The organism is Bacillus sp. TH25 (assembly GCF_016650935.1).
In the GTDB taxonomy this organism is placed as follows: Bacteria; Bacillota; Bacilli; order Bacillales; family Bacillaceae_G; genus Bacillus_A; species Bacillus_A mycoides.
On sequence record NZ_JAEKEU010000039.1, the window covers coordinates 585377 to 612020 of the forward strand.

The 26644-nt window shown below is 35.3% G+C and carries 30 protein-coding genes, 1 pseudogene and 2 riboswitches; of the genes and pseudogenes, 21 read left to right on the forward strand and 10 right to left on the reverse strand.

Annotated features, from left to right (window positions below):
* Positions 1 to 461 precede the first annotated feature (461 nt).
* The gene (metC, locus tag JFT89_RS26875; RefSeq protein ID WP_016096107.1) at positions 462 to 1625 is read right to left on the reverse strand and encodes a cystathionine beta-lyase; all 1164 of its coding nucleotides are present in this window, start codon (positions 1623 to 1625) and stop codon (positions 462 to 464) included.
* Entirely contained in the window at positions 1622 to 2734 is a 1113-nt protein-coding gene (gene metI / locus JFT89_RS26880) for a cystathionine gamma-synthase/O-acetylhomoserine thiolyase (protein WP_002067146.1), read from the reverse strand. Before metI ends, metC begins: the two co-directional genes overlap by 4 nt.
* Positions 2735 to 2823: 89 nt before the next feature.
* Positions 2824 to 2937: riboswitch (SAM riboswitch) on the reverse strand.
* A gap of 202 nt (positions 2938 to 3139) precedes the next feature.
* Positions 3140 to 3249: riboswitch (SAM riboswitch) on the forward strand.
* Between the two features lie 70 nt (positions 3250 to 3319).
* Between metI and JFT89_RS26885 the strand changes: the two genes are divergently transcribed.
* The 6 genes from JFT89_RS26885 to JFT89_RS26910 all read left to right on the forward strand — a co-directional run bounded on the left by JFT89_RS26885 (position 3320) and on the right by JFT89_RS26910 (position 11186).
* Positions 3320 to 5152, forward strand: a complete 1833-nt coding sequence (locus tag JFT89_RS26885; RefSeq protein WP_002067147.1) for a bifunctional homocysteine S-methyltransferase/methylenetetrahydrofolate reductase — start codon at positions 3320 to 3322, stop codon at positions 5150 to 5152.
* Positions 5152 to 8550, forward strand: a complete 3399-nt coding sequence (metH, locus tag JFT89_RS26890) for a methionine synthase (protein ID WP_201040919.1) — start codon at positions 5152 to 5154, stop codon at positions 8548 to 8550. Before JFT89_RS26885 ends, metH begins: the two co-directional genes overlap by 1 nt.
* 18 nt (positions 8551 to 8568) lie before the next feature.
* The gene (locus tag JFT89_RS26895) at positions 8569 to 9627 is read left to right on the forward strand and encodes an undecaprenyldiphospho-muramoylpentapeptide beta-N-acetylglucosaminyltransferase (protein WP_002067149.1); all 1059 of its coding nucleotides are present in this window, start codon (positions 8569 to 8571) and stop codon (positions 9625 to 9627) included.
* Between the two features lie 245 nt (positions 9628 to 9872).
* The gene (locus tag JFT89_RS26900) at positions 9873 to 10115 is read left to right on the forward strand and encodes a DUF3966 domain-containing protein (RefSeq protein ID WP_085960924.1); all 243 of its coding nucleotides are present in this window, start codon (positions 9873 to 9875) and stop codon (positions 10113 to 10115) included.
* A 97-nt stretch (positions 10116 to 10212) separates the two neighbouring features.
* Positions 10213 to 10590, forward strand: coding sequence for a nucleoside 2-deoxyribosyltransferase (locus JFT89_RS26905; RefSeq protein ID WP_002034029.1), 378 nt, complete (start codon positions 10213 to 10215; stop codon positions 10588 to 10590).
* Positions 10591 to 10697: 107 nt separating this feature from the next.
* The gene (locus JFT89_RS26910; RefSeq protein ID WP_016096108.1) at positions 10698 to 11186 is read left to right on the forward strand and encodes a hypothetical protein; all 489 of its coding nucleotides are present in this window, start codon (positions 10698 to 10700) and stop codon (positions 11184 to 11186) included.
* A 36-nt stretch (positions 11187 to 11222) separates the two neighbouring features.
* Here the strand turns inward: JFT89_RS26910 and JFT89_RS26915 are convergent, their stop codons facing one another.
* Positions 11223 to 11534 carry a hypothetical protein gene (locus JFT89_RS26915; protein WP_002129099.1) on the reverse strand — a complete coding sequence of 104 codons (312 nt, stop codon included), beginning with the start codon at positions 11532 to 11534 and terminating at the stop codon, positions 11223 to 11225.
* A 252-nt stretch (positions 11535 to 11786) separates the two neighbouring features.
* Here JFT89_RS26915 and JFT89_RS26920 point away from each other — a divergent pair, with 252 nt between their 5' ends.
* Both JFT89_RS26920 and JFT89_RS26925 read left to right on the forward strand, forming a co-directional pair.
* Positions 11787 to 12002 carry a DUF3912 family protein gene (locus tag JFT89_RS26920; protein ID WP_002067106.1) on the forward strand — a complete coding sequence of 72 codons (216 nt, stop codon included), beginning with the start codon at positions 11787 to 11789 and terminating at the stop codon, positions 12000 to 12002.
* Positions 12003 to 12089: 87 nt separating this feature from the next.
* A complete protein-coding gene (locus JFT89_RS26925) occupies positions 12090 to 12485 on the forward strand; it encodes a hypothetical protein (protein WP_016096109.1) in 396 nt (131 codons plus the stop codon).
* A gap of 243 nt (positions 12486 to 12728) precedes the next feature.
* Here the strand turns inward: JFT89_RS26925 and JFT89_RS26930 are convergent, their stop codons facing one another.
* The 3 genes from JFT89_RS26930 to JFT89_RS26940 all read right to left on the reverse strand — a co-directional run bounded on the left by JFT89_RS26930 (position 12729) and on the right by JFT89_RS26940 (position 15300).
* Positions 12729 to 14123, reverse strand: coding sequence for an L-cystine transporter (locus JFT89_RS26930; protein ID WP_016096111.1), 1395 nt, complete (start codon positions 14121 to 14123; stop codon positions 12729 to 12731).
* Positions 14124 to 14229: 106 nt separating this feature from the next.
* Complete coding sequence (locus JFT89_RS26935; protein WP_002088627.1) at positions 14230 to 14472, reverse strand: DUF2626 domain-containing protein; 243 nt, start codon at positions 14470 to 14472, stop codon at positions 14230 to 14232.
* 132 nt (positions 14473 to 14604) lie between these two features.
* A complete protein-coding gene (locus tag JFT89_RS26940; RefSeq protein WP_002067110.1) occupies positions 14605 to 15300 on the reverse strand; it encodes a helix-turn-helix transcriptional regulator in 696 nt (231 codons plus the stop codon).
* 205 nt (positions 15301 to 15505) lie between these two features.
* On the opposite strand from JFT89_RS26940, the gene comGA reads away from it, so the two are divergent.
* The 10 genes from comGA (at position 15506) to JFT89_RS26990 (ending at position 21150) form a co-directional block, all read left to right on the forward strand.
* Positions 15506 to 16549 carry a competence type IV pilus ATPase ComGA gene (comGA, locus tag JFT89_RS26945; RefSeq protein WP_002138337.1) on the forward strand — a complete coding sequence of 348 codons (1044 nt, stop codon included), beginning with the start codon at positions 15506 to 15508 and terminating at the stop codon, positions 16547 to 16549.
* Complete coding sequence (gene comGB, locus JFT89_RS26950; protein WP_016096112.1) at positions 16536 to 17573, forward strand: competence type IV pilus assembly protein ComGB; 1038 nt, start codon at positions 16536 to 16538, stop codon at positions 17571 to 17573. The genes comGA and comGB overlap by 14 nt, the downstream gene beginning before the upstream one ends.
* A gap of 11 nt (positions 17574 to 17584) precedes the next feature.
* Positions 17585 to 17884: a competence type IV pilus major pilin ComGC gene (comGC, locus tag JFT89_RS26955; RefSeq protein WP_002088623.1), complete on the forward strand. Its 300-nt coding sequence runs from the start codon at positions 17585 to 17587 to the stop codon at positions 17882 to 17884.
* A complete protein-coding gene (gene comGD / locus JFT89_RS26960) occupies positions 17881 to 18336 on the forward strand; it encodes a competence type IV pilus minor pilin ComGD (RefSeq protein WP_002088622.1) in 456 nt (151 codons plus the stop codon). The genes comGC and comGD overlap by 4 nt, the downstream gene beginning before the upstream one ends.
* Entirely contained in the window at positions 18329 to 18625 is a 297-nt protein-coding gene (locus tag JFT89_RS26965) for a hypothetical protein (protein ID WP_002088621.1), read from the forward strand. The genes comGD and JFT89_RS26965 overlap by 8 nt, the downstream gene beginning before the upstream one ends.
* Positions 18609 to 19070 carry a competence type IV pilus minor pilin ComGF gene (gene comGF / locus JFT89_RS26970; protein WP_002088620.1) on the forward strand — a complete coding sequence of 154 codons (462 nt, stop codon included), beginning with the start codon at positions 18609 to 18611 and terminating at the stop codon, positions 19068 to 19070. Before JFT89_RS26965 ends, comGF begins: the two co-directional genes overlap by 17 nt.
* Positions 19067 to 19438 carry a competence type IV pilus minor pilin ComGG gene (gene comGG, locus JFT89_RS26975; RefSeq protein WP_016096113.1) on the forward strand — a complete coding sequence of 124 codons (372 nt, stop codon included), beginning with the start codon at positions 19067 to 19069 and terminating at the stop codon, positions 19436 to 19438. The genes comGF and comGG overlap by 4 nt, the downstream gene beginning before the upstream one ends.
* 173 nt (positions 19439 to 19611) lie before the next feature.
* On the forward strand, positions 19612 to 20262 hold the full coding sequence (locus JFT89_RS26980; protein WP_002138329.1) for a 2OG-Fe(II) oxygenase: 651 nt from the start codon (positions 19612 to 19614) through the stop codon (positions 20260 to 20262).
* A 151-nt stretch (positions 20263 to 20413) separates the two neighbouring features.
* The gene (locus JFT89_RS26985) at positions 20414 to 20911 is read left to right on the forward strand and encodes a shikimate kinase (RefSeq protein ID WP_016096114.1); all 498 of its coding nucleotides are present in this window, start codon (positions 20414 to 20416) and stop codon (positions 20909 to 20911) included.
* A gap of 38 nt (positions 20912 to 20949) precedes the next feature.
* On the forward strand, positions 20950 to 21150 hold the full coding sequence (locus JFT89_RS26990; protein ID WP_002015009.1) for a YqzE family protein: 201 nt from the start codon (positions 20950 to 20952) through the stop codon (positions 21148 to 21150).
* A 66-nt stretch (positions 21151 to 21216) separates the two neighbouring features.
* On the opposite strand, the gene JFT89_RS26995 is transcribed toward JFT89_RS26990, so the two are convergent.
* Together JFT89_RS26995 and JFT89_RS27000 are read right to left on the reverse strand one after the other, a co-directional pair.
* Entirely contained in the window at positions 21217 to 21852 is a 636-nt protein-coding gene (locus JFT89_RS26995; protein WP_002138325.1) for a VC0807 family protein, read from the reverse strand.
* 127 nt (positions 21853 to 21979) lie between these two features.
* A pseudogene (locus tag JFT89_RS27000) lies at positions 21980 to 22096 on the reverse strand (GTP pyrophosphokinase).
* 71 nt (positions 22097 to 22167) lie between these two features.
* On the opposite strand from JFT89_RS27000, the gene JFT89_RS27005 reads away from it, so the two are divergent.
* Positions 22168 to 22395 (forward strand): hypothetical protein, encoded by a 228-nt coding sequence (locus JFT89_RS27005; RefSeq protein WP_000032698.1) that lies wholly within the window; start codon positions 22168 to 22170, stop codon positions 22393 to 22395.
* 98 nt (positions 22396 to 22493) lie between these two features.
* Positions 22494 to 22625 carry a hypothetical protein gene (locus JFT89_RS30545; RefSeq protein ID WP_002088613.1) on the forward strand — a complete coding sequence of 44 codons (132 nt, stop codon included), beginning with the start codon at positions 22494 to 22496 and terminating at the stop codon, positions 22623 to 22625.
* A 50-nt stretch (positions 22626 to 22675) separates the two neighbouring features.
* Here JFT89_RS30545 and JFT89_RS27010 read toward each other — a convergent pair whose 3' ends face one another.
* On the reverse strand, positions 22676 to 23470 hold the full coding sequence (locus tag JFT89_RS27010; RefSeq protein WP_002138323.1) for a YqhG family protein: 795 nt from the start codon (positions 23468 to 23470) through the stop codon (positions 22676 to 22678).
* Complete coding sequence (locus JFT89_RS27015) at positions 23457 to 25139, reverse strand: DEAD/DEAH box helicase (protein WP_002015016.1); 1683 nt, start codon at positions 25137 to 25139, stop codon at positions 23457 to 23459. Before JFT89_RS27015 ends, JFT89_RS27010 begins: the two co-directional genes overlap by 14 nt.
* 391 nt (positions 25140 to 25530) lie before the next feature.
* Between JFT89_RS27015 and gcvT the strand changes: the two genes are divergently transcribed.
* The gene (gene gcvT, locus JFT89_RS27020) at positions 25531 to 26631 is read left to right on the forward strand and encodes a glycine cleavage system aminomethyltransferase GcvT (protein ID WP_002067120.1); all 1101 of its coding nucleotides are present in this window, start codon (positions 25531 to 25533) and stop codon (positions 26629 to 26631) included.
* The last annotated feature ends 13 nt before the right edge of the window (positions 26632 to 26644 follow it).

Here is a 26644-nt window from a genome sequence, read left to right on the forward strand (position 1 = left end):
AAAATCAAAGAAAAGAAAACAGTTGTTGCAGAAAAAAAGTCCTAAAGTAAAGAAATTGTAAGAAAAGAGACCCTGATGTAAATAAAATAGATAAATTTGCACAGTTTTGTAAAATGACATTTTTGAGTGAAAATTTTGATGCGTTTCAAAAATTGAAAGATATAGATATATTCGTAACACAATTTTATCATGATTTTCTTATTCTTTCAAATGAATATACAAAATTTTTAAAATAATATGACAAAGGAATTGTAATGTTATATATAGAATATATAACAGGTTAAAAGAAAAGAAGCTGATTATGATCAGCTTCATTATGATGATAATGAAATGTTTGGATGTAACTGATAAATCTTAGAATAATCAAGTCATTAGTCATTTATTCTAGAGTTCATCTTTTTAAACAACTATTTTATTTCTTGAAGAGTTTTATTATTCGTACACAGCTTCGTTTCTTCCCTTTATGCATTTACAGGTTCTTCTACATAAGAAAGGGCATTTTCAAAATCGGATATTAAATCGTCAACATTTTCAAGGCCAACGGATAACCGAAGTAATGAATTAGAAATACCTCTTTCATCACGAGCTTCTTGCGACAATGCTGCATGTGACATTTTAGCTGGGTAGGAAAGAATCGATTCGACAGCTCCTAAACTAACTGCGAAGACAGGTAATTTTACTTTTGATAAAAATTGGCGGAGTGCTTCTTCTGATTGTAAAGTGAAAGATAGGACAGCTCCGGCTGATGTAGCTTGAGATTGTTGAATGTCAAATCCAAGATGTGTTTGTAAGCCAGGATAATAGACATTTTGAACTTTAGTGTGCTCTTGTAAATAGTGTGCAATTTTATTGGCGTTTGCAGCTGAATGCTCAAGACGTACATGCAATGTTTTTAGGCCGCGAAGTACGAGAGAACAATCTTGAGGACCTAAAATAGCGCCGAATGCATTTTGTAAAAATCCAAGTTTTTGAGCGAGTTCGGCATCTTTTACAACTGCTAATCCGGCAGTAACATCACTATGACCGGCAATGAATTTTGTGGCACTATGAAGAACGACATCGGCGCCAAGGTCAAGTGGCTTCTGGAATAGTGGTGTCAAAAATGTATTATCAACAAATGTAAGAGCACCAATAGATTTTGCGAGTTTAGAAACCTCGCGAATATTTGTTACTTTTAAAAGTGGGTTAGATGGTGTTTCTACATAAAAGAGCTTCGTATTCGGTTTGATATTTTGTTTTATTGCTTCTAAATTGGTCATATCAACAAATGTATGTGAAACACCGTAACGAGAGAGAACTTCAGTTATAATTCGGTAAGTGCCTCCGTATACGTCTTCTGAAATGAGTACGTGATCGCCTTGTGAAAGAAGGAGAAAAGCAGTAGAAATCGCTGCAATGCCTGATGCAAAGGCAAATCCTTTTGTCCCGCCTTCTAATAAAGCAATGATATCTTCAAGAGCTTCACGTGTTGGATTTCCAGATCTACTATAGTCATACTTTCCGAAAGCATCTACATCAAACTGATGGAATGTTGATGTGTTATAGATGGGAACGTTAACAGCTCCTGTGTGTGAGTCATGCTTGTATTGATTATGCAGTAAAAGCGTATCTATGGAATAACTCATATTCTTACACCTTCTTTTACAAGTTTAATTGCTTGCTTTAAGTCTTGAATTAAGTCGTTGCTATTTTCGATGCCGACTGAAAAACGGAGAAGACGATTACACACACCACGTGCTGTTCGAACATCTTCTGGAATGTCGGCATGAGTTTGCGTTGCTGGATAAGTCATTAAACTTTCGACGCCGCCAAGACTTTCAGCAAATGTAATTAAGGATAAAGATTGTAAGAAAGGATTAATCCAAGTTTCATCTTGAAGGCGAAATGAAATCATACCACCTCTTCCTGGATAAAATACATCTGTCACACCATCTTCATCATTTAAATAAGCAACAATTGCATGAGCGTTTTCTTCATGCTGTTTCATGCGAAGTGCTAAAGTCTTCATGCCTCGAATTAATAGCCATGAATCAAACGGGCTTAAGACAGCACCAGAGGCATTATGATAATGAGCAAGCTCCTCGCAAAGAGATTTCCCTTTCGCAACGACAAGTCCGCTTAGTACATCGTTATGACCGCCTAAATATTTAGTTGCGCTATGAAGGACGATGTTTGCACCTTCTGTTAATGGTTGCTGTATATAAGGTGTATAGAACGTGTTATCTACAATAAGAAGTAGTCCGTGCCTTTTCGCTACACTTGCTACACTTACGATATCAGTTACTTGCATTAATGGATTAGTCGGTGTTTCTATGAAAATAGCCTTCGTTTGAGATGTGATTGCTTGCTCAATTTGTTTAATAGATTGTGTATCTACGTATCTACATCGAATATTCCACTTGTCTTCATGTTCGGAAAATAGACGATATGTTCCCCCGTATAAGTCTTCAGATACGATAAGCTCATCTCCGGAACGGAATAGTGAAAGGACAAGGAGAACAGCCGCCATTCCTGAACTACAGGCATACCCTTGCTCACCGCTTTCTAAGTCTGCAATTGCCTGTTCTAAAAGACCGCGAGTCGGATTTCCAGTTCTTGAATAGTCAAAGCCAGTAGATTTACCAATTCCTTCGTGACGATAAGCAGTTGAGAAATAAACAGGTGGATTAACAGTTCCTGTTGTAGTTTCGCTACGGTTCCCGATTTGTGCTAGTTTTGTTTCGATTGTTGACATGTGAAAATTCCCCCTTTTTAAAGTGAACGAATAAGTGAAAATAAAAAAAGCCTTCTAAGAAGAAGGCTTTCGGATTGAATAGAGTCTTCTTCTCATCTGTCAAATCTTTCACAATTTGCTGGAATTAGCACCTTATTAACGAATGGATGTTAATGGTTGCTGAGGCGTCAAAGGGCCAGTCCCTCTACCTCTCTAGATAAGAATGTTCGTATGAAATTTTATTATGTTTTTAACTTTACAACAAAAGATAATTGAATTGCAACTTTATTTTAAATAATTTTTATTTTTCCGCAAGTGTCATTGACTTTTATTTTAGTGCATGCTAAATTTATAAAAAATTAACAAACATTGTTAAAAGGGGAACGTATTTCCTTTTAACTACATAAATAAAATAATAAAGACAAACTCTTATTGAGAGCGGTGGAGGGAAAGGCCCTGTGAAACCCGGCAACCTTCAAACTAAATGTTTGAAACGGTGCTAAAACCTGCAAAACGTGTGTTTTGCATAATAAGAGGAGGAACAATTATGTCCCCCTCTTCAAAGTGAAGAGGGGGTTTTTATATTGATAGAAATGAGGGAGATTCGTGAAATTACTAGATTTATTATCAAAAGGAATTGTAATAGGTGATGGTGCGGTTGGAACGTTATTACATTCGCATGGTTTACAAAGTAGTTTTGAAGAATTGAATTTGTCTGATCCGGACTTAATTATATCGATCCATAAACAATATGTAGCTGCTGGAGCGGATGTTATTCAAACGAATACGTATGGTGCGAATGAAGCGAAACTCCGCATGTATGGTCTAGAAAATCAAGTTGTCCAAATTAATAAAGCGGCAGTGAATATTGCGAAAGCATCAGTAACAGATCGGAATGCAATTTTAGGGACAATTGGAGGTATGAAACATATTGGTGCTGTTACAACGACTGATATAGAGCGAGAATTTATGTTACTTGAGCAGGCAGGTGCTTTACTAGAAGAACAGGTTGATGGATTACTATTAGAAACTTTTTATGATGAATTTGAATTATTGCATGCCGTTAAAGTATTGCGTAAACAAACGAGTATTCCGATTGTTGCTCAGTTAGCGTTACATGAGGCAGGTACGACTCAAAATGGGAATGATGTCAATGAAATATTAAAACAGCTTTTGGATTACGGTGCCAATGTTGTTGGATTGAACTGTCAATTAGGGCCACTTCATATGACGGAAGCTTTCAAAATGATATCGATTCCTCAAAATGGCTATTTATCAGCATATCCGAATGCAGGTCTCCCGAATTATGTGGAAGGGCGTTACGTATATGAGGGAAGTCCAGCGTATTTTGAAGAGATGACACCAAACTTTATTGAACAAGGTATTCGTTTATTAGGTGGTTGTTGTGGTACTACCCCGGAACATATTGAGGGAATGAAACGTGCTATTGCAAATGTTGCACCTGTAATAGCAAAGGAGACGATTCAAAGGCCTAAAGTGGTCCATACACATGAGAAGCGTTCGAGAGCTCATGTTACTCTAGCAGAAAAGGCAAAGAAACAAACGACAGTTGTAGTAGAATTAGATCCACCGAAAACGTTAGACACGCAGCGTTTTTTTGAAGGGGCAAGAGCACTGAAAAGGGCTGGAGCGGATGCTATTACTCTAGCAGATAATTCATTAGCATCTCCTCGTGTTTCGAATATGGCTATGGGTGCATTATTAACGAAGCATGATATTCCAGTATTGACGCATTTAACGTGTAGAGACCATAACGTCATTGGACTACAGTCTCACTTACTTGGATTATCAGCATTAGGTATGGAGGAAGTGCTAGCTTTAACTGGTGATCCAGCGCGCGTTGGTGATTTCCCAGGTGCAACTTCTGTATATGATTTGTCATCGATAGAGCTCATTAAAATGATTAAAGAGATGAACGACGGACGCTCTATTTTAGGGAAATCAATTGGTCCGGCAACAAGATTTTCTGTCGGAGGTGCATTCAATCCTCATGTAAGGCATTTAAAAGCAGCGGTCAAGCGAATGGAACGGAAAATTGATGCTGGTGCTGAATATTTCTTAACGCAGCCGATATACGATGTTGCTTTAATAGAAGAAGTATATGAAGCGACAAAGCATTTGGAACAACCTATCTTTATTGGAATTATGCCGTTAGTAAGTAAGCGGAACGCAGATTTTCTTCATTTTGAAGTGCCGGGTATTACTCTCCCTGAAGAGATAAGAAAAAGAATGGATGGACATGAAACGAAAGAGGCAGCCATAGAGGAAGGGATTCATATTTCACAAGAGTTGATCGATGCGGCGATGAAATACTTTAACGGTATTTATCTTATTACACCGTTTTTAAAATATGAAATTACAGAACATCTCGTGAAATATGTGAGAGAAAAGCAAGAAGTGAAAGAAGGTATTAATTGATGAAACGAATAGAAGAGAGATTACAACATGAAATTTTAATATTAGATGGTGCAATGGGAACGATGATCCAGCAAGAAGACTTAACAGCGGAAGATTTTGGAGGAGAAGAATACGAAGGTTGTAATGAATATTTAGTAAAAACAAGACCGGATGTTATTTTAAATATTCATAAAGTCTACATTGAAGCTGGAGCAGATATTATTGAAACGAATACGTTTGGTGCAACAAATATTGTATTAAGTGATTATGCATTGTCTCATTTAGATGAAGAGTTAAACGAAAGGGCAGCGCTTTTGGCGAAGCAAGCGGTTAAAGAAAGTGGGAAAGCAGTGTATGTTGCGGGAGCGATGGGACCAACGACGAAAGCGATTAGTGTTACAGGTGGTGTGACTTTTGAAGAGTTAATTGAAGCCTATACAAGGCAAGCGAGAGGACTATTAAGAGGAGAAGTTGATGTATTACTCGTTGAAACGAGTCAAGATATGCGTAATGTGAAAGCTGCGTACATTGGAATTCAATCGGCGTTTGAAGAACTAAACAAAATAGTACCTATTATGATTTCTGGAACAATTGAACCGATGGGAACGACTTTAGCGGGTCAAACGATCGAAGCCTTTTATTTATCGGTAGAGCATATGAAGCCATTATCGGTTGGATTAAACTGTGCTACTGGTCCAGAATTTATGAGGGAACATATACGTTCCCTATCTGATTTATCGGAGTGTTATATTTCGTGTTATCCAAACGCTGGTCTTCCTGATGAAGATGGGCATTATCACGAATCTCCAGCGTCACTTGCTGAAAAAGTAAAACGTTTTGCTGAAGAAGGATGGATTAATATTATTGGTGGTTGTTGTGGCACAACACCAGAACATATACGTGTAATGAAATCGGCGCTTGCCTCGATTAATCCTCGTGAGCATCATGAAAGGGTTGGACATGGAATTAGTGGACTAGAAGCGTTGCAATACGATGATTCTATGAGGCCTTTATTTGTTGGAGAAAGGACGAATGTAATTGGATCGCGTAAGTTTAAAAGATTAGTAGCAGAAGGGAAATTTGAAGAGGCTGCTGAAGTGGCAAGAGCGCAAGTGAAGAAAAATGCTCATATTATTGATATTTGTATGGCAGACCCTGATCGTGATGAAATAGAAGATATGGAAAGATTCTTGGCAGAAGTTACGAAAGTGTTAAAAGTACCGATTATGATTGATTCAACAGATGAAAATGTTATGGCGAAAGCTCTTACTTATATTCAAGGAAAAGGTGTTATCAATTCTATTAATTTAGAGGATGGGGAAGAACGTTTTGAAAAAGTGACACCCCTTCTTCGGAAATACGGTGCTGCGATAGTTGTAGGGACAATTGATGAAGATGGTATGGCAGTTAGTGCAGAAAGAAAGATAGAGATTGCTAAAAGAAGCTATGAATTACTAACGAAAAAGTATGGTATACGCCCATCTGATATTATTTTTGATGCGCTTGTGTTTCCTGTAGGAACAGGTGATGAAGAATATATAGGTTCAGCGGCAGCGACTATAGAAGGAATTCGTCTTATTAAAGAAGCGTTACCAGAATGTTTAACGATTCTAGGTGTGAGTAATATATCTTTTGGTTTACCACCAGCTGGACGTGAAGTATTAAACTCTGTCTTTCTATATCATGCAACGAAAGCAGGATTAGATTATGCGATTGTTAATACGGAAAAATTAGAACGCTATGCGTTAATTCCAGAGGAAGAAAAACGTCTTGCGGATGCATTATTATTTGAAACGACGAAAGAGACGTTAGAAAAATTTACAAACTTTTATCGTGTTGCCAAAAAGAAAGATGTCGTTATACAAGAAACGCTAACACTTGACGAAAGACTGGCAAATTATATTGTAGAAGGTACGAAGCAAGGACTACAAGAAGATCTAAGTCTCGCGCTTACAGAAGGACGAAAACCTCTGGATATTATTAACGGGCCGCTTATGACAGGAATGGATGAGGTTGGGCGATTATTTAATGGTAATGAGCTTATCGTTGCTGAAGTATTGCAAAGTGCTGAAAGTATGAAAGCTGCCGTAAGTTATTTAGAGCCACATATGGAATCTAGTGAGAGTGCAAAAAAAGGAAAAGTATTATTAGCGACTGTTAAAGGAGACGTACATGATATTGGGAAAAACCTTGTTGAAATTATTTTATCAAATAACGGATATGAAATTATTAATTTAGGAATTAATGTTCGTTCGGATCGAATTGTTCAAGAAGTACAAGAAAAGAAACCTGATATTATTGGCCTTTCTGGTCTGTTAGTAAAATCCGCACAACAAATGGTAACGACTGCTGAAGATTTAAAAGCAGCGAATATTGATATTCCAATTGTTGTAGGTGGTGCAGCACTAACGAGGAAATTTACAGATAATCGTATTTCTCCATCTTATAAAGGGCTCGTATGTTATGCAAGTGATGCAATGACAGGTCTTGATATTATTAACAAATTACAAAAAGAAGAAGAACGTGAAAAGATGAAGAGAGATAAAAAGCAACGCCATCTTCATATTGTGAAACAAGAGGAGAAAAAGATAGAAATTCCCGCAGTTATTGAGCCGTTGCCAAAAGCAACTGTTATAGTGCCAGATTCGACGAAACGAGTTGTATTACGGGATATTCCTGCCCTTCATCTTGCACCGTTTTTAAATAGACAAATGTTAATTGGACACCATCTTGGGTTAAAAGGAAACGTAAAAAAACTCTTGCAAGAAGGGGATAAAAGAGCACATGAGCTAAATGATTTAATTGATGAATTATTACAAGAAGGACAATCTTGGTTACGCCCAAAAGCGGTGTATCAATTTTTCCCGGCGCAAAGTGATGGACAAAATATAATTATATACGATCCGGAAGATCACACACGTATTATAGAGCGATTTGAATTTCCGAGACAAGGGAAAGCACCATACCGTACTTTAGGAGATTATATACGCCCGATTGGAGATGAGATTGATTATGTCGCTTTCTTATCTGTTACCGTTGGAGAAGGGGTTCGAGATATTGCAGAGGAATGGAAGGCGAAGGGAGATTATTTACGCAGTCATGCGATTCAGTCGTTAGCACTTGAATTAGCAGAAGGACTTGCTGAAAAAACACATATGCTCATTCGTGATCGTTGGGGAATTCCAGATTCACCTGAACTGACGATGGAAGAGAGATTCCGTACGAAATATAGAGGAATACGCGTATCATTTGGTTATCCAGCATGCCCAGAACTTGCTGATCAAGAAAAATTATTTCGCTTAATTCATCCAGAAGAAATTGGTATTTCATTAACAGAAGGATTTATGATGGAGCCAGAAGCGTCTGTAACGGCTATGGTATTTTCTCACCCTGAGGCAAGGTATTTTAGTGTACTATAGTGTAGAAGGGGGAGACGTATGAAAAAAATAGTCTTTACAGGTGGCGGTTCGGCAGGGCATGTAACGCCTAATTTAGCAATTATTCCACATTTACAAAAGCAGAACTGGGATATCTCTTATATTGGTTCTCATCAAGGGATTGAGAAAACGATTATAGAAAAAGAAGGAATTCCGTATCATAGTATTGCAAGCGGGAAGCTACGTCGTTATTTTGATTTAAAAAATATAAAAGATCCTTTTCTCGTGATGAAGGGTGTTATGGATGCGTATGTAACAATTCGTAAACTAAAACCGGATGTTATTTTTTCAAAAGGTGGTTTCGTATCCGTACCAGTCGTAATTGGAGGATGGCTAAATAGGGTGCCAGTTTTATTACATGAATCTGATATGACACCTGGACTAGCAAATAAAATTGCGCTCCGTTTTGCCTCGAAAATATTTGTTACATTTGAAGAAGCAGCGAAACATTTACCGAAAGAAAAAGTAATATATACAGGATCGCCTGTACGTGAAGACGTACTAAGAGGAAATCTTGAAAAAGGTTTAAAGTTTCTAGGGTTTTCCCGGAAGAAATCAGTTATTACTGTTATGGGAGGAAGTTTAGGCGCAAAGAAAATTAATGAAACGGTTCGATCGGCACTTCCAGATCTTCTGAAAAATTATCAAATTGTGCATCTTTGCGGAAAAGGAAATCTTGATGAATCCTTACAAAATAAAGAAGGATATAGACAATTTGAATATGTACATGAAGAGTTACCGGATATATTAGCAGCAACAGATTTTGTTATTTCACGTGCGGGATCCAACGCGATTTTTGAATTTTTAACAATGCAAAAGCCGATGGTTTTAATTCCGTTATCGAAATTTGCAAGCCGTGGAGATCAAATTTTAAATGCTGAATCCTTTAAAAGACAAGGGTATGCATCGGTATTATATGAAGAGGATGTAACGGTGAACTCACTTATAAAGCATATAGAAGAGCTATCTCATAATAATGAGACGTATAAAACAGCATTAAAAAAATATAATGGAAAAGAAGCGATTAAAACTATCATTCAACATATTTCAGAGGCATGATTAAACAATCATGTCTTTTTTAGTAGGATGAAAGATTCCAAGAATTGATATTTTTATGTTACAATAAAGTGAAACTTTAATCAGTGGGGGGTTCATCCCCCACTGATTATTAGCCTTCACCAATCGGGCTTTTACGGGCAGTTAATCCCACATCTAACTTCTTTGCTTTTGCTGAATTTTGAGGTGGGGGTCTTACTGCCCTCAAATAGCGGGATAACAAATGGTTAATAGGGAAATTCCAATTGATTAAGCGTGAAAATACGAATGGATTAGGAGTGACTGTGTTGGAGCTAAGTCTCTATGAAAATACTGCACTTATTATATGCTTTGTGTTGTACGTTGGTAGTGTTATTGTTTATATTTCACGGAAATTTTCACAAGAACGAGAGCTTGAAAAATCAGAAATAACAGCTGAACTAGAAATGTTAGCTGATGAAAGTTATAAAAAACAAAAAATAAAAGAAGATCATGAGGCACCCCATCATTGAAACGCAAATAAGTTCTAAGGATGGGGATTTTTTTTGAAAAAATCCCATTAACGCTAAAAAAGGAGTTTCCCCATACATATTTAAGGAGTGAATATAAATGAAATTTTATATTGCTTCAGGATTTCAAAATAAACATCTTGTTCGTTTCGTATCAAGCCAGTTGAAAGAAGTGGGATGGCAGCATACATATGATTGGACGAAAAATGAAAGAGCAACCAATAGAGAACAATTGCAAAAGATTGGTGAAGAAGAACAAGAAGCGATACGAGAAGCTGATGTTTTCTTACTCATACTAGAGGGTGGGAATGGAAGTCATACAGAATTAGGGATGGCAATTGCTTTAGAAAAGAAAATTTATATATATCACAAGGGCAATGAGTTGCAAACGACATTCTACCATTTACGAGAAGTTGATATTTTCGAAGGAGAAATTGAGGGGCTTGTCTCATATATATTGAATAAAGTGGAATGTTAGACGTGGGAATGCAGCGAGAAATATTTCTTGCAAAAAAGAGTGAAGGTTACCATTAGGCTATTTTGGGCACAGTTATTATAAGTAAAGCATATAAAGGAGTTATAAATATGAAATTAGAAAATGGATGGGAAACAAGTTTTTTAGAGGTTGTACAAAACAGTGAATTTAAGAAAGATGCAATTCTTAGTCAATTGCTTTTTGCGGATAGTGAAGAAGTAGAAGAGCTTGTTGATGATTACGGTTATGAAGAGATTATTGAACGCGAACATGATGATGAGTTAGCAGGAATTTTAGGAGAAGAACTTTTCAGTGAGCTGGAGCGAAACGTATTCTTATCTCCACAGCCAGAAGAAAAACTTATTTCATTCGTAAATGGATTAGGTTTTCATGTGTTAGATTGGATTGTGCTTCTTGAAACAGAATTTGGCATTGATAGCGCAAACTTCACATCGGATGCAGTGAAAATGTTAGAAAAGCGCTTTAGACAGTTTCCCTATATAGAAGAGAAGACAATTTTTGATATGACGTTTGAAGAAGCGATGGATGTATTAGAATCTGTTATAGGATTACAGCTGAAGGCGAAAATGAACGTATAATGAAAAAGAACGTGATAGCTTCACGTTCTTTTTTTTTTACATAATAATAATTTTATCATCTAGCTTTGTTTGTCCAGTAAGAAGTGCATTTAAATACTCTACTTTTCGTATGCAAGCTTGTATATGTCTTTCAACCTCTTGTAACTCTGCTTGGTGATGCGTTTCAATTGGATGAATTTGTACATTGAATTTTTCGAATTGACTACTATATGTTATTTCTGCATAGCCGCTCATAATATCGGTTTCGTTATGAAATAAAAATTGCTTCGTTTCTTCACAGAATGATACATCCTGAAAGCCATATACTTTTAATGCTTCAATTACTTTGTTAATCATGTTTGTATTCATTTTTTAACCCTCTTTACGAAGTTCTACTTTTATATTATAACATAAAAAAATACGTAGAAAGCGCTTCCAAGTGTATTTTATTATAAACTTTACGTTTCAATCATAAAAATGAAACAAAGAAAAAATAATTGTAAAGAAGGAAGGACTCTTTTATTGTTTCGTCATATATATAGAGAAATAGTGCAATGAAAGGAAATTTTCCGAGGTGGAGATTGTATTTCCAATTTGAGCGCAGTAAAAGAGGTGAGAATCTTGAACTTTGATATTGTAGGACAAAAAGCATATATAAAAGATGGGCCGCATCGGAACCGAATTGGAACTGTAAAGAAAAATGAAAAACAATTAGAATCCCATTTTGCTATTGTAATTGGGGAACAAAGTATTGATGTAGAGCTAAAGGATATCGTGTTAGTTGGAGTAGATGTAGGACAATTTCATAAATGGTGCGAGCAAAATGGTTATTTGTGAAAGGGACGGGCTGTGAGATAATGAAATATATTTGAGAAAAGAGAATATGTTATTGTATTCTCTTTTTCTATGTTTAAGGAGGCGGAAATGAAATATAAAGCAAAGGAGCTTACATTGGAGTTGAAAGAGAAGATTCAATGTATGGAGAATGAAATAGAGCGAATATCACTTGAACTTTTTAAAGAGTATTCATATTTATACATAGAGAAAAACATGGAACTATCTATGGAACTTGTTAAAGATAAAGAGCATCCTTTTGAGGTGGGTTATTATTCATCAGTTGCCATAGCTATAGATGAAGAAAAAGAGATGATTGGATTTTATAATATTCCAATTTGGAAATGCGAAAGAATCTTTTTAGGAATGCAAATTCAATTAAGCATTTGGGGAAGTAAGAAAGTAGGGGAACTTGTTGATGAATCTTGTTATGAGATTGAGGAGGAGTTAAAAGAGCAACTAGAAGAGTTTTTAGTAGAAGAATAAAATTCGGAGTGTTTTTGTAAAACATTACAAAAATGAATTTTTTTACAAATATGAAAATATATATAATTCATTTATAATTATCTATTCTAATATATAGGTGGTGTTTTACCATGGCTGAAGTAATCGGTAGAGCTTTAGACATAGTGTTTGAAACAATATGTTATGCCTTATGTTTAAAAGATAAAGAGGAAGATGAAAAGAACTAAAAAAGGACGCTAACATTTTTGTTAGCGTCCTTTTTTATTATGAAGCAATCTCACCAGTTTTTACATCATCTTGATTGTACGTATCCTGATCTAATTCACCAAGCCATTTACTAGAAATAAGACCTGCTGTCATAGAACCACTTACGTTAAGAGCTGTACGACCCATATCGATTAATGGTTCAACCGAGATAACAAGAGCGACAATGCCGATTGGTAAGTTCATTGTAGATAGTACGATTAGCGCTGCGAATGTTGCGCCGCCACCAACGCCAGCAACACCGAATGAGCTAATAGCAACGACAGCGATTAAAGTTAAAATAAATTGTGGTTGTAATGGATCGATTCCTACAGTTGGAGCGACCATCATAGCAAGCATTGCTGGGTAAATACCTGCGCAACCATTTTGACCGATTGATACCCCAAATGATGCTGCGAAGTTTGCGATTCCTTCAGAAATACCAAGCTTTTCTTTTTGTGCTTCAATATTTAATGGCATTGCACCAGCACTAGAGCGAGATGTGAATGCAAATGTTAATACAGGGAACACCTTTTTCAAATACTGAATTGGATTTAAACCAGATAGCGCGATTAATAATAAGTGAATGATAAACATTACGATAAGAGCTACGTAAGACGCTAACACGAAGTTACCAAGTTTTAAAATAGCATTAATATCGCTACCAGCAACTGTTTTTGCCATAAGAGCTAATACGCCGTATGGAGTAAGACGTAAAATTAATGTTACCATACGCATTACGATTGCATATACAGCATCAAGCATCTTCTTAAATAGCTCTGCTTGTTCTGGATATTTTCGTTTTACACCTATAAAGGAAATACCGATAAATGCGGCAAATATTACAACAGAAATTGTTGATGTTGGACGAGCACCTGTTAAATCAAGAAACGGATTTGTAGGCAACAGTTCTAATAATTTGTCTGGAATTGTTGTCTTCTCAATAGAAGTAAATCTTTCTTCTACTAATTTCAGACGAGCAGATTCTGCATCACCTTGTTGTAATCCTGTTGCTGATACATCAAATCCCGCGCTTGCAGCTATACCGACAGCTGCAGCAATTCCTGTAGTAAGAATTAAAATTCCGATAATAAGACCACTGATTTTACCAAGATTTTTCGTTAATTGTAATTTTGTAAATGCTGAAATAATAGATACTAAAATAAGTGGCATAACGATCATTTGAAGTAATTTCACATAACCGTTACCAATTAAACTAAACCAGGTATTTGATTCAATAATTACTTTAGAAGTAGGCTCATAAATAAATTGTAATATAAGACCGAATATAATTCCGACTCCTAAAGCAGTAAATACACGTTTATTAAAAGATACATGCTTACGTTGCATATAATATAATACGCCAACTAAAATGAGCATGACTGCAACGTTAATTCCGACAAGCAGTGTATTCATGTTGATTCCCCCTAATTCCAATGTGTTATATAGAATATAAGGTAATAAAACCTATAAGTCAACTAGGGAATTGCGGGATTAAAAAAAGATGGCAATTTGCCATCTCTTAATGCCCAGCTCCAGGGACAAGTAAAAATGTTGTGTACCATGTAAATCCGATGAAGAAAACGGTTAAATATGCCCCGAATACGTATATATACATACGCTCTGTTAATTTTAAATAACTTAAAAGTACGAAGAATCCTGTTTGTCCTAAAAATAGTAGTGCGGCCGAATGCATATCCCCTACGTAAAACATAACCGAGAAAATTCCAGTCCAAAAGCCGAGAACGCGAAACATGCGCTCCATGCCATCTCCCTCCTTTTCTAAAAAAGTAAAACCTCTTTTCATTATAGTTTATTTTTCTAACTATTGTAAATATTCATTCATATAAAAGAGAAGAAGCCAATTACAATAATTGACTTCTTATAAGATAGAAAATTAAATTTGCACTTTATAGTTACAAGATTTACATCCGTCTAGTAGGCTATCATTTCGTGTTAATTCCGCGTTCGGGAATAGGATTTCAAAAATCCCCTTCATCATATCACCGTGCATATTACAAATTTCAGTTGGATGATGAACAGCAACTTCTTTAAATGGGCAATTGTGTACATCATAGAAAATTTTTGTACCATCCGTACTTATTTCAAAAGCAGGAGATAAACCAGCTGTTGAGAATGCTTCTTTTGCGATTTGCATTTTTTGTTCTATCGTCAATGCTTCTGCACTTACATTTAAGCGATGCATATGTTGTTGCATTAATTCTTTGCCGAATTGTTTCCCTGTTTCATATAGCGCTTTTTCACCAGCACTACCTAAGCTTAGCAGTGAATTAAATGCTATCTGCGCTAATAATTGATAATCGCGAAATGGGAATTGTAACTGGATGACATCTTGAGACAAGACGTATAGTCTGCTTGGTCTTCCGCCTTTCCCAGTTTTTTTTGTTTCTGATTTGAGCATATTAACATCTTCTAATTTAGATAAATGTAAACGTGCTACGTTTGGATGAATGTTAAACTCATCTGCAATTTCTTGTACAGTTACGTAATTATGCTTTTGCGAAATATATTTATAAATGTAATAACGAGTAGGGTCAGATAACACACCTGTAATTTTTAAAGCTTGTTCCATTAGGATCTCCACCTTTATCACTTTATCCAAGATATTAACATTATAATACAGATAAACTTCCATATAGGTAATTTCAGACAATAATTCAGAAATTGTTCATATTTTCACAAACATATTTTCCCTTTTTCTCCTAGTGAAAATAAAAAATCTCTAATTTTTCTTGTGCATTTTTTCATGATATATACATAGTGAGGAGGGAAACTTGATGAATAGTGTCGAGCTTTTTGCAAATATGATTATGAAAGAAGCTTGTGGGGTGCAAGCATCGGACTTACATATTGTGCCCAGGCAGAAGGATGTGGCGATTCAATTACGTATTGGAAAAGATTTAATTACGAAACGGTGTATTGAAAAGGGATTTGGAGAAAAGCTTGTTTCGCACTTTAAATTTTTAGCATCAATGGATATAGGAGAGAGGAGAAAACCTCAAAATGGTTCGTTGTACTTACAAATTGATGGACAAGAAGTGTATTTACGCCTTTCAACACTTCCAACAGTATATCAAGAAAGTCTCGTTATTCGCCTCCATTTACAAGCATCTGTACAGCCGTTGTCTCACCTTTCGTTATTTCCAAGTTCAGCGGAAAAATTACTCTCTTTTTTAAAGCATTCGCATGGGTTACTCGTATTTACTGGGCCGACTGGTTCTGGAAAAACAACAACAATGTATGCGTTATTAGAAGTAGCTAGAAAATGGCAAACACGTCGCATCATTACACTAGAAGATCCAGTTGAGCAAAGAAAAGATGGTTTATTACAAATTCAAATAAATGAAAAAGCTGGTATCACATATAAAACAGGATTAAAGGCTATTTTGCGCCATGATCCAGATATTATTTTAGTTGGCGAAATTCGTGATGAAGAAACAGCAAAAGTAGCTGTAAGGGCCAGTTTGACGGGACATTTAGTAATGACAACCTTGCATACAAATGATGCGAAAGGAGCGATACTACGATTTATGGATTATGGTATTACAAGGCAAGAAATTGAACAATCATTATTAGCAGTAGCTGCTCAGCGGCTCGTCGAATTAAAATGTCCATTTTGCAGAGGGAAGTGTGCAACTTTATGTAAATCAATGAGGAAAGTGAGACAGGCAAGCATTTATGAACTGTTATATGGATATGAATTAAAACAAGCGATTAAAGAAGCAAGTGGAGAACATGTTACGTATCACTATAAAACGTTGGAATCGTCGGTTCGAAAAGGGTATGCTTTAGGCTTTTTAGAAGAAGATGTATATGTTTAAGAGAAAATGGAGTTTAAGTGATCAAGCATTATTATGTAAAAGATTAAGTGATTTATTAGAGAAAGGTTACTCACTTTTGCAGGCGTTAGAATTTTTGCAGTTGCAACTACCATTAGGGAAGAAATTACAGTTACAGCGTATGATCGAGGGATTGAAAAATGGACAAAGTTTGCACGCTTCTTTTCACCAATTAATGTTTCACTCTGAGATGTTAAGTTATTTGTTTTATGCAGAGCGACATGGTGACATTTCTTTTGCTTTGCAACAAGGGAGCGTACTTCTTTACAAGAAAGATAAATATAGGAAAGATATGATGAAAGTAATGCGATATCCTATGTTTTTATCATTTTTTTTAATGATTATGCTTTCTGTTTTTAATCTCATTTTATTGCCTCAGTTTGAAATGATGTATAGTTCTTTACGTTCTACAGCACCACCACTTACGGAGCAAATTTTAGTTGCAATTAAATTATTACCCTACTTCATTTATATGATTGTTCTTATCGTTATAACGGGATTTAGTTTATATATATTTTATTTCCGAAAACTTCCGCCTACTCAAAAGGTAAAGATTATGATCCGTATTCCCCTTATGAAAACATTTCTTATTTTAAATCATTCGCATTATTTTTCCACTCAATTAAGTGGTTTATTACACGGTGGATTGTCGGTACACGAAGCATTAACAATAATGATGAAGCAAAAGTATCATCCGTTCTTTCAGTATGAAGCAGACCGAATTGAGCGGCAATTAATTGCAGGAGAACCGTTACAATCTATTATTGATAAAAGCGGTTATTACGAAAAAGAACTTTCTTATATCATTACGCATGGACAAGCAAACGGTAATTTAGCAAATGAGCTTGGTGATTACAGTGAGCTCATTATTGAAAAGGTAGAACAAAAAATTAAACGTATGTTATTTGTGATTCAACCCATTTTATTTACATGTCTTGGGGTTATAGTCATTTTGATGTACTTAGCGATGATTATGCCGATGTTTCAAATGATGAATTCTATATAGGGGGCATTTACATGCAGAATGAGGAGGGTTTTACTCTTTTAGAAATGTTATTAGTTATGGTTGTCATAACTGTATTATTACTATTAATTATTCCAAATGTAGTTACACAGCGCTCATCCGTCCAAGGAAAAGGATGTGCAGCCTATGTGAAATCTATAGAAGCACAAATACAAGCATATCACTTACAACATAATAAGATTCCATCAATAGAGGAACTTGAAACAGGAAAGTATATTACTTCAAAAACTTGCCCGAAAGGTGAACCAATCCATATTTCCGATGATGGTACGGTATCAGCTGGGAAATCGTGAAGCAAAAAGGTTTTACTCTTTTAGAAATGCTACTTGTCTTATTTGCTATTTCTGTACTGAGTGTTGTTACGCATTTTAACGTTACTTCATTACATGAAAAACAAAAAGTTGAGCAGTTTTTGAAACAGTTTTCAAATGATATTTTGTATATGCAGCAGTTAGCGATTAAGCGTCAAAAACATTATACGTTACGCTGGTTTAAAGAGAAACATATGTATTATATTTCGGAATCGGAGACAGACCTATTAATTGTTAAGAGAGAATATGATAAAGATGTCCAAATGGATTTGCATACCTTTCCAAATCCAATGACATATAATCCGAGCGGGAATATTAATAGGGGTGGTACGATTTTACTTTCCTATCGAGGGTATAAATATGAGATTGTATTTCAGCTTGGAAGAGGGAGATTTACGTATCGTGAAGTGTCAAAAAGGATCAGTAATGGTTGAAATGGTTGTAGCGTTAAGTTTAATAATGATGGCGGCATCGTTATTGCTCCCGCAAACATTATTAATTATGCAAGAAAGAAAAAATATAAAAATGAGCTATAAAGCATTAATATTATTAAAAAAAGAAGCGGCCTTATTTAAGTATGAGAATGAGGAAAAGCGAGTAAAAGAGCAAGTCATAAAAGGAATTGTATATTACACATATTGGAGAGGAGATGAAGTTTGTACGATGTGGAAAGATATGAGAGGAAAAGCGATGGAGCAATGCCTTTATGCAAAGGAAAAATAAAAAAGAAGCGGGATTTACATTAATAGAAATGATTGCATGTTTGTTGCTTTTATCAATGTTCTTTTTACTTTTACCGCGTCTTCATATTATGGGGATAGAAAATACACATTCAAAAGGATTAAATGACTGGGAGTGGGATGTGTTTTTAGGACAAATGCAATTAGAGTTTCGTGAAGTATTAAGTGGGAGGAAGATAGAGCTAGAAAACGGTGGGAATATTTTACGCTTCCAACTTCGTAATGGTGATCAGGTGACGTATGAAAAGTTGAATAGTAATTTAATAAGAAAAGTAAATATGCGCGGAAGGGAATTTATATTACAAAGGATTGAAGCGATTTCGTATAAATTAACACCTCATTTGTTATATATATATGTGAAAGATATAAGTGGTGAAATATATGAAGGCGTGGCTGTGCGCTATAGTGAAATTGAGATAGAAACATGAGAAAACAAGATGGATTTGTAATGCCAGGAACAATTATTTTTCTTATTTTATTCATTTCATTTTTGATGTACGAAACGAATATGTTACTTTCGGATAAAAAATTTTATTCTGAAATAGAACAAAGTTTTTTCATGGAGGAACTTGTTGATCGAGCTATTTCAGATATAAAAAGAGACTTACAGCAAAAAGAAAAAGAGGATGTTTTTTTATTTCAGTATGAAAGAGGAGAAGTGAGTGGAAAGTACGTCTTTGAAAATGATGTTATTATCATTTCTTTGCAATGTGTTACAAAACAGAGAGTTTTCTATACAGTGAGCTTTCACTATAGGAAAAAGGATAATAAAATATTTGATTGGGTAGAAGGATAATATGTAAAATATATGGAGAAGAACCATGAGTTTCTATTGTGGAGGGAGTCAATTTCTTTGAGGAAAGGGATAAGAACGATGTTTAAAAGTTTAAATTTTCTCAAAAAAGAGAAAGGTAGAAAGAATGTGATATATTCATGCTATCCAATCATTTTTTCTAGGGAGATAAGAAAATGACAAATAACAATCAAATAGGTGAAAATAAGGAACAAACTATTTTTGATCATAAAGGAAATACGATTATGACAGAGGATAGGGAAATACAAATTATTTCAAAATTCGAAGAACCTCTTATTGTTGTATTAGCAAATGTATTAAGTGATGAAGAGTGCGCTGAATTGATTGAATTGTCTAAAAGTAATATGAAACGTTCTAAAGTTGGTTCATCACGTGATGTAAATGATATTCGAACGAGTAGTGGTGCATTTTTGGAAGAGAATGAACTTACTTCGAAGATTGAAAAACGAATTTCATCTATCACGAATGTTCCTGTAGCGCATGGAGAAGGATTGCACATTTTAAATTATGAAGTGGATCAAGAATATAAAGCGCACTATGATTATTTTGCAGAACATAGCAGGTCAGCTGCTAATAATCGTATAAGTACTCTTGTGATGTACTTAAATGATGTAGAAGAAGGCGGGGAAACATTCTTTCCGAAATTAAATCTTTCTGTACACCCTAGAAAGGGAATGGCAGTATACTTTGAGTATTTTTATCAAGATCAATTACTAAATGAGCTTACGTTACATGGAGGAGCACCTGTAACGAAAGGTGAGAAATGGATTGCAACGCAGTGGGTGAGAAGAGGTACTTATAAGTAAAAGTGAGCCAGCTTGTTTGATTACGAGAAAATAGTGAGTATGTTACGTTTTGTTCTTCATAGCATAAGAAGAACAAAACGTTTTTTTATTAAATAAAGTAACATCTTTCGTTATAATAACAAATAATAACGGATGATTGAGAGGAACGAAAATGAAATCTATATACATAACCGGTTATATGGGAGCTGGGAAAACAACAATTGGAAAAGCGTTAAGTAAAGAACTTCATATGGATGTTGTCGATACAGACCAAAAAATTGAAGAGAAGCAGGAAAAGGCAATTCGGCATATTTTTGCCGAAGAAGGCGAAATGGCTTTTCGGGAGTATGAAAGTGAGATGTTACGTTCACTACCGGTTCAGAATGTAATTATTACAACTGGTGGAGGGATTATTGAACGAGAGGGAAATCGAAAGTGGATGAAGGAAAATGGAACTGTTGTGTATTTATATTGCGATCCACATGTAATTGCAGAAAGGCTTCGTGAAGATACGACACGTCCACTATTTCAGAAGAAAGATATAGATGCATTTATAACGAAATTTGAATCGCGCCGAGCTTATTATGAAGAGGCTGATATTCATATCGATACGACAAATAAGTCGGTAAAGCAAATTATGAATGAATTAAAGCAAAAGATTAATGAATAAAAAAGTGGACATACTAATCAAGTAGAGGTGATGATAATATGTCTACTAATGATTATGTACGCTTTGTGACACAGCAATTTGTGTCATATATGGATGCTCCAAAAGAGGATCGAAAACAACAGAAACAACAACGTCGTGCGGAGAAAGAGCCATTCTTAAATAAATGGTTTGGTGTTATGCCACTGAGCGCTGCTTTGTTTTATCGAAATGTAAAAAATAAAAGAAAAAAATCAAGCTAACTTTTTCGTAATATGTCTGGCAAAATAAAGATCCCCTAGTGCAACAAGCTGCTAGGGGATCTTTATTTATTGTTGCACAGATTCTTTTTCTTCAGTAACCGCATGTATCTTATTATTTACCCATACAAACCCTATTCCGATGCAAATAGAAATACCCCAGCCAACAGCGGTCATAATAGCTCTCATTTCACCATATCCATCTACACCGAAAACAGAGATGAAATAGATTTTTAAGAAGCTTTTTAATATAAATTGAAGGCCGAAAAATAGTGTTAAATATTGCAGTGCTGGATATATACGACTATCACGATAAAGCTCACGACTTTTATCACGATCATGACCTTGCAGTGCTGAAATATCCGCTGCGAAATATAACATAAGTGGTTTTTTTATAAAGATTGTACATATAACGATGCAGCCAAGTACGATATGATAATATGCATCATTCCATAGCATTCGTTCCGCTGATCCAGATATTAAGTCTACCGTTGTATTAGAAATGAGTGTAATTAAAATAAAGAACCCTGTAACGTTAAGCTGTTTTTCCTTTTTAAAGGTATACAGTGTATAAATAATCCCCGGAACAGAGGAAATTAACATTGCGTAATAAGGATCGATATAAGGCTTTGCAAATTTCCAAATGAGGAATGGGAATACGAGATAAAAGACAAGATCTAATATAGCTTTTTTATTTTGATTCATACAAATCCTCCTTAAGTCATACATATATTTTATAATATAATTTCTGAAAATTGTATAAGGTTTAATAAAAAAAGAAAAGTAGATGATTAGTAGATTAAAAAAATTGTCCCTAGCTTAGTAAGTTTTTTTAGTATATAATAAAGGAAACGCTTTCATTTTTGGTTTGTTCACAAAATGGATGGAAAATCACATATTTACTATTGATATGTTACTTTATAATGAAACTAATTAAATATACATGCATACAATATTGTGAAATAAATAACATAAATAATCTATATAAATGTAAACGTTATCAAAAGAGAGGTGGAGACAATGAGTAAATTTTTCTTCAATCATAATCCAGCAACATTAGAGGATGGAAGACTGGTTAAGTATGCTGAAATTATTTATGGAGAAGGTGGCCGTTCTGTATTAGAAAATTTAATGGTGAAGGCATCTATCAGATTACGTGATCGTTATCCGAATAAATCTGACGAACAGATCTCGAACCTCGTAAATCAAGGCATCCATGATATGTTTCAAAAATACGTGAATGAGTAAGAGCAGCTACTGGCTGCTCTTATTTTTTTGTATAAGGATTGTGCCTCTAGCTGAAAATAAAGATGCATTTTGAAACATGCAAAAAGGAGGCGAAAAAGATGAGTAATGGAATTGGTCGTTCAAAAGAGAATCTTCCAACTGATGCAAACCATGTAAGTGCAAAGGATCGTGCATATCAGAAACGTATGACAGAGAAAAAACAGCAAGAGCGCAATGAAGATAGAGAATAGGCTGGGAACATATCTTAAAAGAAAGCTCCTTCAATCTGAAGGAGCTTTCTTTAAGATAGAAAATGATTTGCGGTAACATAAAAGAGACCACCGTTTATAATTTGTATTGTAATGCGTGGTTCGTATTGTTCTTGTAATGCTTGCTTTTCAATTTCATAGCTTTCTGGAAGTTCATCGCTATCTTCGTAAAATCGATTTAAAAGGTCTAAATCGTGATTCCAACGCACTCTCGCTTCTTTTGCCCACGTGTGGTCATCTTCAGCGATTATATTTTTTAAAGCATCCTCTATACGTTGTAAGCCACTTTGTGGCTTAATGATAGGTGAGAGGGTAAAACAAAAGTCAGGTATTTTCGGTGTGAGTTTGATCTCTGCTAAAGTGTCATGAAAGTTTGCAATCATTGTCCCGGAAATAAGATGAATACCGATGGAATGAAGTATGTCTTTTTTTCGGTCGCATTGATAAGATACTTTTATATTTACACCAAGCCAAGGATGAAGGGGGGTATGAGTTGCCCCGCTATGTTTCACTTCCTCATATAAACGTATGTATGAACCTAGTTCTTTTGTTGTTTCAAATATTTGATGCAAACGGGGTGAACCGTAATGAATAAGTTCACCGTCGTTTTCTTCGTTTTCTGGATTTGTAATAAGAGTAAGGCGCATCGGGTTCGGAACGCCTCCTGTTTTTTCAAGATAGTGCCAATAGAAAGGGCGGTTCATTAGTAATTTATCCATTTCAATTGTTAACTGCACGTCTAATAGGTGAGGGGAACGTTCTAAAATTTCGCAGTTATTCGCCTCAAAAAAGTTATATAAGTAATTATGAATTTCATTTTGCTGCATAGTCTTGCACCTCTGCTTCATTGCGCTTCGCAAAATCGATAATAGATGTTAAATTTTCCATCTTGATTCGAATTTCACCTTCGCTTTTTGACTGCGCGAAAATTTCTTGAATATGCGCATCAATATTTTTCATGTTGATTCTCGTTAAAATTTCATCGAGTTCACCGATTACACGTTCAAATAAATTAATTTTTTCATATAGTAGTTTTAAAATGTGCTCTTCAACAGTGTGCTTTGTTGCTAAGTTATAAATATGAACATCATTTTTTTGTCCAAGACGGTGAATACGTCCAATCCTTTGCTCGAGTCGCATTGGATTCCACGGTAAGTCGTAATTAATCATATGGCTACAAAATTGTAAGTTAATTCCTTCACCACCAGCTTCGGTCGCAATTAATACTTGGGCATGATTTTGGAAAAGCTCCTTCATCCAATCTTTCTTCCCGCGCTTAAATCCACCGCGAAATGGAACAGAGGAAATGCCATGTTGTTGTAAGAACCATTGTAAATACATTTGTGAAGCTCTATATTCAGTGAAGATAATGACTTTATCGTCAACTTCTTTTATAAGCTCTAGTGCTTTATTTGCTTTGGAGTTGAACGGAATATGATTAATTTTGTCCATCAGCACATCAATATGTGGGTCCTTTATGTAGTGCTCATTTTCTTTCTGTCTTTTTTCTACATGTTTTTTTAATGAATAGTAAACAGCTTCACGACTACTACATGCTTCCCGTTTTAAAGTTAAGGATGAGAAAGCAGATGTGACGGCATCTTGTCCACGCCAATTTTCAATTTCATTATACAAAGCTTGTTCTTCTTCATTGAATTCAACGAAGATTGTTCGTACATGCCTCTTCGGCCAATCAATGCCAGTGTTATTGCGTCTATTTCGAACCATTACTTTATTGATAAGAGCTTTTAAATCTTCATCGGATTCAGTGGAACGATTTTTGGAAGCGTAATATTCTTCAAAATTAGATTGATTGCCTAAATGACCTGGTTTTAATAAAGAAACGAGGTTGAAGATTTCATCGATTTTATTTTGAACAGGAGTTGCAGTTAGTAATAAACAAAACTTCTTTTTTAATCGCTGTGCAAATTCATAGTTTTTTGTTTTATTATTTTTTAGTTTATGTGCTTCATCGATAATAATAAGGTCATACTCTAGGTTTAAAACGATATCGCGATGCGGTGAACGTTTCGCAGTATCGATTGATGAAACGATGACATCAGCTTGTTCCCAAGAATAACTTTTCTTTTGAGCGACCGCAGGAATAAAAAATTTTGTGTTTAGTTCATACGCCCACTGAGATACGAGAGAAGCTGGAACGAGAATGAGTACCTTTTTTACAAGTCCTCGAACCATATATTCTTTTAAAATAAGTCCAGCTTCAATCGTTTTTCCAAGTCCGACTTCGTCTGCTAGAATCGCTTTACCATTCATTTGTTCAATGACATTTTGAGCGACCTCTAATTGATGTGGAAGCGGCGTGAAATGTGATAAATGTTTCGGTGCTTGCAATCCATCAAAAGTAGGGACGAGTAACGATTTCTCTGTTTTATAAGCTAAATGATATAAATCCCAATTTGTCCAAGGACCATCTTCATCAATTCTTTTTAAAAAATTGTTTTGCCACGTTCGATCTACGGAAATATCGACATTCATTAAGACTCTCCCACCTTTTATAAACTAAAGTGATTATTTAAAAAATCTTTATTATAAGCCTCGTAATAAGGCGCTATCACAATTACTAAAAGTTAAAGAATAGGCAATGATAAAGGGCTAAATTTCAAAATTTGTATTTAATAAGATTAAGAATGAAAAATTCTAAATTATTTTTTATGCTAGAATATTGATGAAATATAGCGAATAATGTTAGGATAATGGTGTGAAATGTGTGGAATCTTTCGTATTTTATCCAAGAAAGTAACTTTTTATTTACGCTTTCATAAAAAAATATACTGAGATTCCGTATAACCTTATCTTTTCAGAATGAAAATGTTTAGATATGGGAAGCAACTTTTATTGATTTGTCAGAGCATAAGGGGGAAAGAGCATGATTACATTACAACGTACACCGTTATTTGATGTATACGCGAAGTATGGTGGGAAAACAGTCGACTTCGGTGGTTGGGAATTACCAGTTCAATTTTCAAGCATTAAAGAGGAACATGAAGCTGTACGTATAGGAGCAGGTTTGTTCGATGTATCTCATATGGGAGAAGTAGAGGTAAAAGGTGTAGATAGTTTAGCATTTTTACAACGTGTTGTTACAAATGACGTATCTACCTTAAAGGTAGGGGGCGCACAATATACAGCTATGTGCTATGAAAATGGTGGCACAGTAGATGACTTATTAATCTACAAACGTGGTGAAGAAGACTATTTATTAGTAATCAATGCATCAAATATCGAGAAAGATTACGAATGGTTAGCTAGCCATGTAATTGGCGATGCGAAAGTAGTCAATGTTTCTAGTGAAGTTGCGCAGCTTGCAATTCAAGGACCAAAAGCAGAAGGCATTTTACAAAAAGTTGTGTCAGAAGATTTGAAAGAAATTAAGTTCTTTAAATTTAAAAATAATATTCTTGTAGATGGAATTCCTGCACTTGTATCTCGTACAGGTTACACAGGTGAAGATGGATTCGAAATTTACTGTAAGAGTGAAGATGCAGCAAAACTTTGGGAGAAACTTCTTGAAGTGGGAGCAGAAGAGGGCTTAAAACCATGTGGCTTAGGTGCTCGTGATACACTTCGCTTCGAAGCAACACTTCCGTTATACGGACAAGAGTTATCAAAAGATATTACACCGATTGAAGCGGGAATTGGCTTTGCGGTAAAACCAAATAAAGAAGCAGATTTCTTTGGAAAAGAAACGTTAAAAGAGCAAAAAGAAAACGGTGCATCTCGTAAATTAGTCGGCATCGAAGTAATCGAACGCGGTATTCCTCGTACGCATTACCCTGTATTTATAGGAGAAGAAAAAATCGGGGAAGTAACGAGTGGTACACAATCTCCAACGTTAAAGAAAAGCATTGGTTTAGCACTAATTGATGTAAAATACGCAGCAGTTGATACAGAAGTAGAAATTGAAATTCGTAATAAACGCGTCAAAGCAGTAGTTGTTCCAACACCATTTTATAAACGTTCAAAGTAACGGGGAGAGGGGT